This is a genomic window from Mycolicibacterium sp. Y3 (assembly GCF_051188035.1).
Classification (GTDB): domain Bacteria; phylum Actinomycetota; class Actinomycetes; order Mycobacteriales; family Mycobacteriaceae; genus Mycobacterium; species Mycobacterium fluoranthenivorans.
Genome location: NZ_JAVQLT010000001.1, coordinates 4,073,836 through 4,087,185 on the forward strand (window position 1 = coordinate 4,073,836; position 13,350 = coordinate 4,087,185).

Annotated in this window: 13 protein-coding genes; 5 read left to right on the top strand and 8 right to left on the bottom strand. The window is 68.4% G+C overall.

Annotated features, from left to right (window positions below; translation table 11 throughout):
* Positions 1-3: 3 nt before the first annotated feature.
* The gene (dtd, locus tag QN239_RS19775; RefSeq protein WP_499012882.1) at positions 4-435 is read right to left on the bottom strand and encodes a D-aminoacyl-tRNA deacylase; all 432 of its coding nucleotides are present in this window, start codon (positions 433-435) and stop codon (positions 4-6) included.
* A gap of 22 nt (positions 436-457) precedes the next feature.
* Here dtd and QN239_RS19780 point away from each other — a divergent pair, with 22 nt between their 5' ends.
* Positions 458-988 (top strand): hypothetical protein, encoded by a 531-nt coding sequence (locus QN239_RS19780; RefSeq protein WP_499012884.1) that lies wholly within the window; start codon positions 458-460, stop codon positions 986-988.
* Between the two features lie 9 nt (positions 989-997).
* Here the strand turns inward: QN239_RS19780 and hisS are convergent, their stop codons facing one another.
* Positions 998-2,257, bottom strand: a complete 1,260-nt coding sequence (gene hisS / locus QN239_RS19785; protein ID WP_499012886.1) for a histidine--tRNA ligase — start codon at positions 2,255-2,257, stop codon at positions 998-1,000.
* Between the two features lie 35 nt (positions 2,258-2,292).
* Positions 2,293-3,006 (bottom strand): MBL fold metallo-hydrolase, encoded by a 714-nt coding sequence (locus QN239_RS19790; RefSeq protein ID WP_499012887.1) that lies wholly within the window; start codon positions 3,004-3,006, stop codon positions 2,293-2,295.
* A 111-nt stretch (positions 3,007-3,117) separates the two neighbouring features.
* On the opposite strand from QN239_RS19790, the gene QN239_RS19795 reads away from it, so the two are divergent.
* From QN239_RS19795 to QN239_RS19805, 3 genes are all read left to right on the top strand, one after another.
* On the top strand, positions 3,118-3,987 hold the full coding sequence (locus QN239_RS19795; RefSeq protein ID WP_499012889.1) for a peptidylprolyl isomerase: 870 nt from the start codon (positions 3,118-3,120) through the stop codon (positions 3,985-3,987).
* 4 nt (positions 3,988-3,991) lie between these two features.
* Complete coding sequence (locus QN239_RS19800; RefSeq protein ID WP_499012890.1) at positions 3,992-4,999, top strand: peptidylprolyl isomerase; 1,008 nt, start codon at positions 3,992-3,994, stop codon at positions 4,997-4,999.
* Positions 5,000-5,129: 130 nt separating this feature from the next.
* The gene (locus tag QN239_RS19805; RefSeq protein ID WP_090364377.1) at positions 5,130-5,903 is read left to right on the top strand and encodes an HAD-IIA family hydrolase; all 774 of its coding nucleotides are present in this window, start codon (positions 5,130-5,132) and stop codon (positions 5,901-5,903) included.
* Positions 5,904-5,912: 9 nt separating this feature from the next.
* On the opposite strand, the gene QN239_RS19810 is transcribed toward QN239_RS19805, so the two are convergent.
* A complete protein-coding gene (locus QN239_RS19810) occupies positions 5,913-6,197 on the bottom strand; it encodes a DUF4333 domain-containing protein (RefSeq protein ID WP_499012891.1) in 285 nt (94 codons plus the stop codon).
* 113 nt (positions 6,198-6,310) lie between these two features.
* On the opposite strand from QN239_RS19810, the gene QN239_RS19815 reads away from it, so the two are divergent.
* Positions 6,311-7,522, top strand: a complete 1,212-nt coding sequence (locus QN239_RS19815; protein WP_499012893.1) for an MFS transporter — start codon at positions 6,311-6,313, stop codon at positions 7,520-7,522.
* Positions 7,523-7,529: 7 nt separating this feature from the next.
* On the opposite strand, the gene QN239_RS19820 is transcribed toward QN239_RS19815, so the two are convergent.
* From QN239_RS19820 to secF, 4 genes are read right to left on the bottom strand one after another with little or no spacing between them, the layout of a single operon-like run.
* Entirely contained in the window at positions 7,530-9,869 is a 2,340-nt protein-coding gene (locus QN239_RS19820; RefSeq protein WP_090364477.1) for a RelA/SpoT family protein, read from the bottom strand.
* 38 nt (positions 9,870-9,907) lie between these two features.
* Complete coding sequence (locus QN239_RS19825) at positions 9,908-10,432, bottom strand: adenine phosphoribosyltransferase (RefSeq protein WP_499012895.1); 525 nt, start codon at positions 10,430-10,432, stop codon at positions 9,908-9,910.
* 15 nt (positions 10,433-10,447) lie between these two features.
* A complete protein-coding gene (locus QN239_RS19830) occupies positions 10,448-12,100 on the bottom strand; it encodes an ABC transporter substrate-binding protein (protein ID WP_499012897.1) in 1,653 nt (550 codons plus the stop codon).
* Positions 12,100-13,350: a protein translocase subunit SecF gene (secF, locus tag QN239_RS19835; RefSeq protein WP_499012899.1), complete on the bottom strand. Its 1,251-nt coding sequence runs from the start codon at positions 13,348-13,350 to the stop codon at positions 12,100-12,102. Before secF ends, QN239_RS19830 begins: the two co-directional genes overlap by 1 nt.

Below are 13,350 nucleotides of genomic sequence, written 5' to 3' on the forward strand. Positions count from 1 at the left end.
GGGCTACAACTCCAGCAGCACCGTCACCGGACCGTCGTTGACCAACTCGACCGCCATATCCGCACCGAACACCCCGGTGCTCACCTCGGCGCCCAGGCCCCGCAACGCATCCGCGAACGCGTGGATCAGCGGTTCGGCGACGGGCCGGGGTGCCGCGGCGTTCCAGGACGGCCGGCGCCCCTTCACGGTGTTGGCGTACAGGGTGAACTGACTGACGACCAGGATCGGCGCGGCGATGTCGGCGGCAGCCTGTTCCCCATCGAGAATCCTTAATCGCCACAGCTTTTCGGCCATCTTCGCGGCGAGTGCGGCGTCGTCGGTATGTGTGACGCCGACCAGTGCCAGCAGTCCCTGCCCCTCCGGGTCGATCCGTCCGACGATCTCGCCTTCGACCACCACGCGGGCCGAGGTCACCCGTTGCACCAGAACTCGCATGCCCTGACCTTATGGTGTGGAGGTGAGCGCACCATCGCAGCCGCACATCCTGGCCGACCGGGGCGGGCTGGTGATCGCGCAGAACGGACCCGACATCCTGGTGATCGACCGCGGTGGCGGCGGGTGGCAGATCGCGACGTTCGTCCTGGCGATCCTGACTCTGGTGTGTGGCGGCTTCGGGTTGATCGCACTGTTCACCACGGAGGTCCCGCTCGCCGTCAGCGCAGTGCTGCTGATCGTGGGCCTGACCGCCGGCGTGGGAGCGCTCGGCACGGCCGGGGCGATCCGCAGACGCAGACGGGCCCCGGTCAGCGCCTTCACCCCGGTCGCGGTGTTCGACCGAGCCCGCCGCGTCTACCGCGACGGTGCGGGCCGGCCGGTGGCACCGTTGGACCAGGTGCGGTTCGAGTGCCGGGCACAACTCACCTCCAGCTCGGCGATGCTGGTGGCGGTCACCCCCACGGGAACGCGGATTCTCAAGCGCGGCAACCCATTCGGCGGCAGCGTCGGTAACCTGGACCGCGTGCTCACCGCGGCGGTGTTCGGGCCCTAGCGCTCACACCTAGCCCAACCGGGACAGCACCTCGGCCACCACGTCACCGGCGGCGATATCGGTCTGCTCACCGTTGGACAGATCCTTCACGCCGATGGTGCCGGCCTCGATATCGCGGTCACCGGCCACCAGGGCGATGCGCGCCCCGGAACGGTCGGCGCCCTTCATCGCGCCCTTGAGGCTGCGGTCACCGTAGGCCAGGTCGACGCGCGCCCCCGCGTTCCGCAGCGCCGCCGCGATCTTGGCCAGTTCCAGTTTGGCCGTCTCACCGAGCGGGACCCCGTAGACATCGACGCGTCCCACCGCACCGACGGACTTGCCTTCCGCCTTCAGAGCCAGCATGGTGCGATCCACCCCGAGGCCGAACCCGATTCCGGACAAGTCCTGGCCACCGAGCTGACGCATCAGCCCGTCGTAGCGGCCGCCGCCACCGATACCGGACTGGGCGCCCAGGCCGTCGTGCACGAACTCGAACGTCGTCTTGGTGTAGTAGTCCAGCCCGCGCACCATCCGCGGGTTGACCACATAGGGCACGCCGAGGGCGTCCAGGTGCCCCAGCACCGTCTCGAAATGCGCCTTGGCGACATCGGAGAGGTGATCGAGCATCAGCGGCGCGCTGGCGGTCATCTCACGCACCGCCGGGCGCTTGTCGTCGAGCACGCGCAGCGGGTTGATCTCCGCGCGGCGGCGGGTCTCTTCGTCGAGGTCGAGCCGGAACAGGAACTCCTGCAGCAACTCCCGGTACTGCGGGCGGCAGCTGTCATCACCCAGCGAGGTGATCTCGAGGCGGAACCCCTCCAGTCCGAGGGACCGGAAACCGCCGTCGGCGATGGCGATCACCTCGGCATCCAGGGCGGGATCGTCCACACCGATGGCCTCGACACCCACTTGCTGCAACTGCCGGTAGCGGCCGGCCTGCGGACGCTCGTAGCGGAAGAACGGTCCGGCGTAGCAGAGCTTGACGGGTAGCTGGCCACGATCCAGACCGTGTTCGATGACCGCCCGCATCACCCCGGCGGTGCCCTCGGGACGCAGGGTCACCGAACGCTCTCCGCGGTCGGCGAAGGTGTACATCTCCTTGCTCACCACATCGGTGGACTCGCCGACACCGCGGGCGAACAACGCGGTGTCCTCGAAGATCGGCAACTCGATATCGCCGTACCCGGCCCGCCGGGCGGCCCCGAGCAGGCCGTCACGCACCGCCACGAACTGCGCGGAGTCGGGAGGAAGGTAGTCCGGTACGCCCTTGGGCGCTCTGAAATCAGCCACAGTAGTCAGCCACAGTAATCAGTCACAGTAATCAGTCACAATCGCAAACCTTCGAGGAACGGGTTGGTGCGGCGCTCGAGCCCGATCGTGGACTTCTCACCGTGTCCCGGTAGTACCACGGTGTCATCGTCGAGCACCAACAGTTTTGTCACGATCGAGGTGAGCAGTTGACGTCCGCTGCTGCCGAGCAGGTCGCTACGGCCGATCGCACCTTTGAACAGGGTGTCACCGGTGAAGGCACTGGCCGGGCTGATCCCCCCGTCGCCACGCTCGTGGGCGCCGACACGGAAGACGACCGATCCCGGGGTGTGCCCCGGGGTGTGGTCCACCGTGACCGGGATACCACCGAGATCCAGCAGCTCGCCGTCGCCGGTGAGTTCGACGACCTGCCGGGGCTCGGTGAAGAACGCGGCCACCGCCCGCTTGCCGAAGCCCAACAGCAGCGATTGCGCCTTGCCCGCCACGCCCAGATCCATGATCGGATCGGTGAGCATCGCGCGGTCGTCCGGATGGATGTAGACCGGGCAACCGTAGGTGTCGGCCACCTTCTGCGCCGACCACATGTGATCGATGTGGCCGTGGGTGAGCAGCACCGCCGCCGGGGTGAGCCGGTGCCGGTCCAGAATCTGCTGTAGAGACCGCGAGGCCCGCTGTCCGGGGTCGATGATCACCGCATCGGCACCTTCGTGCGGAGCGATGACGTAGCAATTGCACGCCAGCGCTCCGGTCGGGAACCCGGTGATGAACATGCCCCCATTTTCCCATGCGGGGTTACGCGACCGCGGGTCGCGCCACACGCACTCAGTTACGCCTGGCAGACTCGTTGCCGAGTGTGACCCAGACGTAGGAGGACAGCGGCGGTGCCGACGAACAAACAGCGACGCGAAACGGCCCAGCGCAAGCTCGACAGGCAGCTCGAACGCCGGGCCGCGCAGGCCCGCCGGCGGCGTCTGTTGACGATCATCGCCTCGGTGGCGGGCGTCATCGCGGTCGTGGCCGCCGCGGTGTTCACCGTCATCTACACCAACAAGGACTCCGGGAGCGCGACGGCGTCGGCCTCACCCAGTGCCACCACCGCGCCGCAGCCGGCCGCCGACGGCAAGCTGCCCGCCTTCGTGGCCCCCGCGGACCTGGGCGCCAACTGCCAGTACCCCGCCACCACCGAGGCGGCCGCCAAGAAGGTGAACCCGCCGCGTACCGGCAAGGTGCCGACGGACCCGGCGCAGATCAGCACGAGCATGGCTACCAATCAGGGCAATATCGGCCTGCAGCTGGACAATGCCAAGGCCCCGTGCACGGTGAACAGCTTCGCCAGCCTGGCCCAGCAGGGGTACTTCAACGACACCCCGTGCCACCGGCTGACCACCGGCGGGCTGGCGGTCCTGCAGTGCGGCGACCCGACCGGTCAGGGCACCGGCGGCCCCGGCTACCAGTTCGCCAACGAGTACCCGACCAACCAGTACCAGCCGGACAACCCGGCGCTGCAGCAGCCCGTGCTGTACCCGCGCGGCACCCTGGCCATGGCCAACGCCGGTCCGGGCACCAACGGCAGCCAGTTCTTCCTGGTGTACCAGGACTCTCAGCTGCCGCCGAACTACACCGTGTTCGGCACCATCGATCAGACCGGCCTGGAGACGCTGGACAAGATCGCCAAGGCCGGCGTGGCGGGCGGAGGCCAAGACGGCAAGCCCGCGCAAGAAGTCACGGTGAAGTCCATTCAGCTGGACTGAGTCGGTGACGGTCCCCCCGCTGTACGGCGGCTATCCCCCGCCGTACGGGTACGCACCGCCACCACCGCCGCCCGGCTATCCACCGCCGCCGCGCCCGACCAACGCCCTCGCGGTCGCCTCGCTGATCTGTGCGTTCCTGATCGCGCCGCTGGGCATCGTGTTCGGCCACATCTCGCTGTCGCAGATCAAGCGCAGCGGCGAAGAGGGCCGCGGCATGGCGATCGCCGGCCTGGTGATCGGGTATGTGGTGACCGTGCTCGGCACGCTGGTGCTGGTCTTCACCATCCTGGTGACCCGGCTGCTGCTCCAGGATTTCCGCAACGGGCTCGACCGGTACGAGTGGAATCCGACCATCACCGCCGCCCCCGCCGCCGGTCAGCCGCTGCCCCCGTTCCAGCCGCCGGTCAACCTCGGCGCCAACTGCCAGTATCCGGCCACCACCGAGGCTGCCGTGCGGCCGGTGCGCCCGCCCCGCGTCGGCAAGGTGCCGACCACCCCGGCGACGGTCGACGCGGTCATCACCACCGACCGCGGGGTGATCCCGCTGGTGCTCGACAACGCCAAGGCGCCGTGCACGGTCAACAACTTCGCCAGCCTGGCCGCACAGGCCTATTTCAACGGCACACCCTGCCATCGGCTGACCGTCGGCGCAGACCTCGGCGTGCTGCAGTGCGGTGACCCGTCCGGAACCGGCAAGGGCGGACCCGGCTACCAGTTCCCCAACGAGTACCCGACCAACCAGTACCGGCTGACCGATCCGGCCGCCAAGACTCCGGTGGTCTATCCGCGCGGCACCCTGGCCATGGCCAATGCCGGGCCGGGCACCAACGGCAGCCAGTTCTTCCTGGTCTACAAGGACTCCGAACTGCCGCCGACGTACACCGCGTTCGGGACCATCGCGGCCCCCGGGCTGGCGGTGCTCGACCGGATCGCCGCGAGCGGTGTCGCCGGCGGAGGTGACGACGGGAAGCCGGCCGATCCGGTGAACATCACGACGGTGCGGGTGCAGTAGCCGACCGACGGCTAGGCTGGGGTGAAGATACCTGTACCGCCAGCTGGCGGCATGGGAAATATCAACCAGGAGAACGAAATTCATGCGCAGCACGGCTGCCGTTGCCGGCGTTGGGGACTCCACGGCACGAATGCGCGTACCGGCGCAGTGTTGGCTGACCGACATGGACGGCGTCCTGGTACGGGAAGAGCACGCCCTTCCCGGTGCCGCCGAGTTCCTGGCGCGGCTGACCGAGAAGGAGCGCCCCTTCCTGGTCCTCACGAACAATTCGATCTTCACCCCCCGCGATCTGGCTGCGCGGCTGAGCCGGTCGGGGCTGACCGTGCCCGAGGAGTCGATCTGGACCTCGGCGCTGGCCACCGCCACCTTCCTCGATGATCAGCTCGCCGGCGGGTCGGCGTATGTCATCGGCGAAGCCGGCCTCACCACCGCGCTGCACGAAGTCGGCTACACCCTGACCGACACCGACCCCGATTTCGTCGTCCTCGGCGAGACACGGACGTATTCGTTCGAGGCCATCACCAAAGCAGTCCGGCTGATCGGGGACGGCGCCCGGTTCATCGCCACAAATCCGGATGTGACCGGCCCCTCCGCGCAGGGGCCGCTCCCGGCGACCGGTTCGGTGGCGGCCATGATCACCAAGGCCACCGGACGCGAACCGTACTTCGTCGGCAAGCCGAACCCGATGATGTTCCGCAGCGCACTCAATCGCATCGCCGCGCATTCGGAGACCACCGTCATGGTCGGCGATCGGATGGACACCGACGTGGTTGCCGGTATCGAAGCGGGCCTGGAGACCATCCTGGTGCTCACCGGCTCGACCACCGAGGCCGATATCACCCGCTACCCGTTCCGGCCGGGCCTCGTGCTGCCGTCGATCGCCGAGGCCATCGAGCTCATCTGAGCCGCGGGCTCAATCCCGCTTGGACTGGATGTAGAACTCGACATCGTCGCCGCTGACCTTGGTGATCTTCATATGCGCGGTGTAGTTGCCGTCCGGGCCGGTGAAGTGGCAGTCGAACTGGGTGCCGACCTCGGCCTTCACTCCCGACGGGCATGTCACGTCGGTCGGCTTGAACCCGGTCTTGGACACCACCTTGACGACCTGTTCGGCGGCACCCTCGGGCTTGATGGTGGAACCACAGCCGGCCGCCAAGAGGGCCAGCGAAGCAAGGAGTACGGCCATGGCTGCGCGCATCGTCGCAGTATCGCAGCCTGTGAGATCCGTGTCACCCGGCTGGTTGAGATGATGTTCGGCGGCACGCGTGTTGCACGAGAAACTTGTGTCGACCCCCACCCCGAGGAGACATCGTGACGGCGGACGCGGCCACACCCGTCGAAGTGCAGCGGGGTGCCTACACCCTGCTGCTGGTACTCAGCGGCGTGGCGCTGGGCGTGTCCGGGGTGCCCGCCCCGTTGTACGGGATGTACGAAGAGGTCTGGCACCTCACCCCGCTGGCCACCACGGTCATCTTCGCCGTCTACGCGGTGGCCGCACTGGGCGCGGTGCTGGTGTCGGGCCGCATCTCCGACGCGATCGGACGCAAACCGGTGCTGCTGGGCGCGCTGGTGGCGATGATCGTCGGGCTCGTCGTGTTCCTGATCGCCGACAACATGGCGATGCTCCTACTTGCCCGTGTCATCCACGGCGCCGCCGTCGGTTCCATCGTGGTCGCCGGTGCCGCCGCTCTGCTGGATCTGCGACCACACCACCGGGTGCGCTCGGGCCAGTTGTCCGGTGTCGCGTTCAACATCGGGATGACCGTCGCCATCGTCGGGTCGTCGGTCCTCGCGCAATACGCACCGCACCCGATGCGCACGCCGTACGCGGTGGTGGCGGCGGTCGTCGCCCTCGTCGGTATCGGGGTGATCGCCCTGCGCGAACCACACCTGGCCCGCACCCGTGGGCCCATCCGGCTCGCCCGCCCGTCCGTGCCCGCGCACATCCGCAGCGACTTCTGGTTCGCCGCGCTGGGGGCGGCCGCCTCCTGGTCGGTGCTCGGCGTGCTGCTGTCGTTGTATCCCTCCCTGGCCGCCCAGCAGACCCACGTGCACAACGTGGTGTTCGGCGGCGTCGTGGTGGGTACCACCGCCTTCGCGGCCGCCTTGGCCCAGTTATGCTCTGCCCGGGTGCCGGCCCACAGGGCCGCGATCTACGGCGATATCGGGATGGCGGTGGCGCTGGTCATCACCATTCCGGTGCTCGCCACCGGGAATCAGTGGCTGGTCTTCGCCGCGGCCGCGCTGCTGGGCGCCACCTTCGGGCTCGGGTTCGGCGGTTCACTGCGCCACCTGTCCGAGGTGGTGCCCGCCGACCGTCGCGGCGAGACCATGTCGGCGTTCTATCTGCTGGCCTACACCGCGATGGCGGTGCCCACCATCGTCGCCGGCTGGGCAGCCACGCAGTGGCAGTTACACGCGGTGTTCCCGTGGTTCGCCGGTGCGGTGGCGCTCGCCTGCCTGGGCGCGGCGGGCGTCGGCGCGCTGACCACCCGCCGCGCGGCTCACGCCGCTCAGGTCTAACTGCGGCTCACGCCGCGGAAGTCACCCGGTAGACGTCGTACACACCCTCGACATTGCGCACCACGTTGAGCACGTGGCCCAGATGCTTGGGATCGCCCATCTCGAAGGTGAACCGGCTGATCGCCACCCGGTCATTGGACGTCGTCACCGACGCCGACAGGATGTTCACCTTCTCGTCGGCCAGCACCCGGGTGACATCGGAGAGCAACCGGTGCCGGTCCAGGGCCTCCACCTGGATCGCCACCAGGAACACCGAGGACGGCGACGGCGCCCAGTGCACCTCGATGATGCGTTCGGACTGCTGTTGCAGGGACGTCGCGTTGGTGCAGTCGGTGCGGTGCACGCTGACCCCACCGCCACGGGTGACGAAGCCGAGGATGTTGTCGCCGGGCACCGGAGTACAGCATTTCGCGAGCTTGGTCAGCACACCGACCGCCCCGGGCACCGACACCCCGACGTCATCGCTGGTGCGTTGCCGCACCTGCATGGTGGTCGGTGTGGCGCGCTCGGCGATCTCGTCCTCGGCCTCTTCGTCACCACCGAGTTGGGCCACCAAGCGCTGCACCACATGCCGTGCCGAGATGTGCCCCTCACCGACGGCGGTGTACAGCGCCGAGACGTCGGCGTAGTGCAGCTCCCGGGCCAGCGACGACATCGACTCGGCATTGAGCAAGCGCTGCAACGGAAGTCCGCTGCGCCTCACCTCACGGGCGATCCCGTCTTTGCCGGCCTCCAGCGCCTCTTCGCGACGCTCCTTGGCGAACCACTGCCGGATCTTGGCCTTGGCCCGCGGTGACACCACGAACGTCTGCCAGTCCCGCGACGGTCCCGCCGTGGTGGCCTTGGAGGTGAAAACCTCGACCTGGTCCCCGTTTTCGAGCTTGCGCTCCAACGCCACCAGTCGGCCGTTGACCCGTGCGCCGATACAGCGGTGCCCGACCTCGGTGTGCACCGCGTACGCGAAGTCCACCGGTGTCGACCCGGTGGGCAGCGTGACGACGTCGCCCTTCGGGGTGAACACGAAGATCTCCTGCACGGCAAGGTCGTAACGCAGCGACTCCAGGAACTCCCCCGGGTCGGCGGCTTCCCGCTGCCAGTCCAGGAGCTGGCGCATCCAGGCCATCTCGTCGATCTCGTTGGCCGTGTGACCGGCGGGTAAACCGTTGCGGCCCTTGGCTTCCTTGTAGCGCCAGTGCGCGGCGATGCCGAACTCGGCGGTGTTGTGCATCTCGTTGGTGCGGATCTGCACCTCCAGCGGCTTGCCTTCCGGCCCGACCACCGTGGTGTGCAGGGACTGATACACGCCGTAGCGCGGCTGCGCGATGTAGTCCTTGAACCGGCCCGCCATCGGCTGCCAGAGCGAATGCACCACGCCCACCGCGGCGTAGCAGTCGCGCATGTCGTCACACAGGATGCGGACGCCGACCAGGTCGTGGATATCGTCGAAATCGCGGCCCTTGACGATCATCTTCTGATAGATCGACCAGTAGTGCTTGGGCCGGCCCTCCACCTTCGCGCTGATCTTCATCGCCGACAGCGCCGTACCGATCTCGGCCCGCACCTTGGCCAGGTACGTGTCCCGGGACGGGGCCCGGTCGGCCACCAGGCGCACGATCTCCTCGTAGCGCTTCGGGTGCAGGATCGCGAAGGACAGATCCTCCAACTCCCACTTCACCGTCGCCATACCGAGTCGATGAGCAAGGGGGGCAATGACTTCCAGCGTCTCACGGGCCTTGCGGGCCTGCTTCTCCGGCGGCAGGAAGCGCATCGTGCGCATGTTGTGCAGCCGGTCGGCGACCTTGATGACCAGGACCCGGGGATCCCGGGCCATGGCGATGATCATCTTGCGGATGGTCTCGCCCTCGGCGGCGGTGCCCAGTGCCACCTTGTCCAGCTTGGTCACCCCGTCGACCAGATGTCCCACCTCGCTGCCGAAGTCGGTGGTCAGCGCCTCCAGCGAGTAGCCGGTGTCCTCGACGGTGTCGTGCAGCAGCGCGGCCACCAGGGTGGTGGTGTCCATACCGAGCTCGGCCAGGATGTTCGCCACCGCCAGCGGGTGGGTGATGTACGGGTCACCGGAGCGGCGCAGCTGATCGGCATGCCGCTCCTCGGCCACATCGTAGGCCCGCTGCAGAATCGCCAGATCGGCCTTCGGATGGAACTCGCGATGCACCGCGACCAGCGGCTCGAGCACCGGGTTGACCAGGCTGCGCTGCGCCGTCATCCGGCGGGCCAGCCGGGCCCGCACCCGGCGCGAGGCGCTGGTCTTGGAGGTGTCCAGCGCGGCGGTATCCCCCGGCTGTGGCGGGACCGCGACGGCCTGCCCTGTGACGGGTTCGTCGGGCATGATCACCTCCTGAAATTAAAGGATATCCCCCACGCCGTTCACACCGTGGTCAGGCTGGTGACGCGCAACGGCTGCACCGCCGCACGCCCGGGCAGGGCGGTCAGTTCGAGGACCACCGCCGCTCCGGTGACGTGCGCACCGCTGCGTTCCAACAGCCGGGCCGCCGCCGCCAGCGTTCCTCCGGTGGCCAGCACATCATCGATCACCAGAACGCGCCGGCCGACCATGTCGATACCGTCGGCCGGGATCTCCAGCGTCGCCGACCCGTACTCGAGCTCATACCGCTCGGCGTGCACGGGCGGCGGCAGCTTGCCGCCCTTGCGCACGGCCAGCACCCCGGTGCCCAGCTTCAGGGCGACGGCCGCGCCCAGCAGGAAACCCCGGGCGTCGATCCCGGCGATCAGATCGGCACCGTCGGCCGCCTCGGCCAGCGCGTCGGTGACGATGGCCAGCCCGCGGGCGTCGGCCAGCACCGGGGTGAGGTCCTTGAACTGGACACCCGGCTGTGGGAAATCGGCGACGTTGCGGGTCAGTTCGGCGATCACGGCGGCGGCACTAGACATGACTCAACCTGCTCACTATTCCAAGACCCATCGGTCCATATTCCATCCCGCACCCCAGCGGGTCGGGTTGGCCTGCACCGCCGACACCCGCTTCGAGGTGAGCAGGGTGCGCTGCTGACGGTACAGCGGCAGGGTCGGAATATCGCCCCACAGGATCGGCCCGGCCTCGCCGAGCAGCCTGCTCAGCTCCTTGGGGTCCGCGGTCGCCGCGAGCGCGTCGATGATGCCGTCGATACGCTCGTTGGCGTACCCGGACAGATTGTTGCCGTTGCCGTATCGCAGATCGTAGGCGTCCAGCGCGGAGGATCCCGTGGATCCGCTGCCGACCGCGCCACCCGTGCTGCCGATGAGGACGTCGATGCTGTTGTCGCGCAAGCTCTGCGGGCCGACGGAGTCACCGGACTCGTCGGTGACGGTGATCCCCGCCGGCGCGCACGACTGCGCGATCGCCCCGACCGTCGCGGCGATCCGGGCGTTGGGGGTCTGGTAACCGATGCGCACCGTCAGCGGCTGATTGTTCAGGGCCGCGCGGGCGGCATCCGGGTTGGCCACGCTGAACTGTCCTGCCTCGCCCGCACTTTCGGCGGCCGCCAGCGCGTCGTCGACGGTCGGGCTGAGCCGCACGTTGGCGATCGGGACCCCGGCGTTGCGGGCGATGGTGTCGCGCGGCGTGCACAACGCCAGCGCACGCCGGGCCGGCGGCGCCGCCAGTGGACCCTGTGCGGAGAAGATCAGCTGCTCGATCCCGGCCGACGGGGTATCGGTACGGGTGTAACCCGCGGGCAGGTTCAGCGTGCCCGACGAACCGGTGGCGATGTCCACCACGTCGAACGCGCCGCGGTTCACCCGGTCCTGGATATCAGCTCCCCTGGGCCACACCGTGACCCGCTGGGCGACGGGCTTGGCGCCCCACCATTTGTCGTTCGCGGTCAGGACCACCGCGCCATCCTTGGCCACCGACGCGATCTTGTAGGGACCCGATGACGGGAACTTCTTGAGGTCGATATCGGGGCCGAGGTTCCACAGCGTGTTCCAGGCTTTGGCGATGCGGTCGATGGCCGGGGCGTCACCGCTCTGCAGGGCCGTGGTCACCGCGCCATCGCCGAGGCCGAGCTCGTCGGCGATCACATGGGACGGCATCAGCGAGGTGGCCCCGAACAGTTGGCCGTAGTCCACGACGCCACGGTCCGGGGCGAACGTGACCCTGGCCTTCTTCGCACCCGGGGCGCAGTCGACGGTGGCGACATCGCGGTACCCGGCGGTGCTGGCCGCGTCGAAGCCCGGGTTACGCCCCGACTGCGCGGCCCAGGCCAGCACCATGTCGTCGCAGGTGATCGGTTTCCCGTCGGAATACACGGCGTTGGAGTTGATCTCGTAGTCCAGGATCAGCGGCGAGCGGCCGACCACCGCGACACTGCCGTAGTCGCGGTCACCGATGATCTGGCCGTCGGGGCCGCGGTAGGTGAATCCGGTCTGCACGCGCGCGAACGCCTGCGGCCCGCCCGATGCGGCACCCACCACCGTGTTGGTGTTGTAGGTGATCAGCGTGCCGTCGACGGCGTAGTCGATGACGTGGTCGTCGGCCGACGAACAGGCAACCGAGGTACCGACCACCAACGTCAGCGCGGCAACCGCCGCACCGATTCGTGCGATCGACCGTCCGCGCACTAGCGACGCCGCTTGCCCGACGGTCGGGTCGGCCGGACCGGGCGCGCACCGGGAACCGGCTTGTCCGGGGCCGGCGTGGTGACGACATCCGCCGCGACGGCATCCTCGATCTCCGTGGCGGTCGCGCCGTCGGCGACCGCGCCGGCCTTGGCCGCCGCGTTGCGCCGGCGCAGCACCCGCTTGGTGTGTGCGCTCACCAGCTCGGTGCGCTCCCGCATCGTGACCAGCAGCGGGGTCGCGAAGTAGATGGACGAGTAGGTACCCACGATGATGCCGACCAGCTGCACCAGCGCGAGGTCCTTGAGCGTGCCGACGCCGAGCAGCCAGACCGCCACCACGATGAGCGCGAGGATCGGCAGCAGCGAGATGAGGCTGGTGTTGATCGACCGCATGAACGTCTGGTTCACCGCGAGGTTGGCCTGTTCGGCGAAGGTGCGCCGCGTGGTGTGCTCGAACCCGTGGGTGTTCTCCTCCACCTTGTCGAACACGATGACGGTGTCATAGATGGAGAAGCCGAGAATCGTGAGCAGACCGATGACGGTGGCGGGGGTGACCTCGAATCCGACCAGCGCGTACACCCCGGCGGTCACGATGATGTCGAAGAACATGGCCGCCAGCGCCGCGATGGCCATGTACCGCTCGTAGCGCACGGTGATGTAGATCGAGACGATCACCAGGAACACCACCAGCGCGATGAGCGCCTTCTTGGTGATCTGGCCACCCCAGGTCGACGACACCGCCGAGTCGCTGATGGCCTGCTTGCTGGGCTTGCCGTCCGAGCCCTTGGGCTCGAACGCGTCGAACAGTGCCACGCGCAGTTTCTCGGTATCGGCATTGCTCAGCGTCTCGGTGCGGATCTGCACCGTGGCCGAGGCGCCGTTGCCGACGATCACCACCGACTCCGGTGCGGTACCGAGGGCCTTGCTGAAGACGGTCTCGACCTGCTCCGAGGTGGCCTGGGCCTTGACCCCGTCGACGGGCATGGACACCTTGGTGCCGCCCTCGAAGTCGATACCGAAGGTGAAGCCGCGCAGCAGCATCGCGGCGATCGCCACCGCCACGATGACACCGCTGATGATGAACCACATCTTGCGCTTGCCGATGACCTCGAACGCACCCGTGCCGGTGTAGAGCCGGACGAAGAAACCGTGCTGCGGCAGGTTCGACGACTCGGCCGAATCCAGAGCCGGTGCCTCGACGGCGCCGGAGTCTTCCAGGTCGGTGCTGTCAGTGCTGTGCTTGGCCGACAT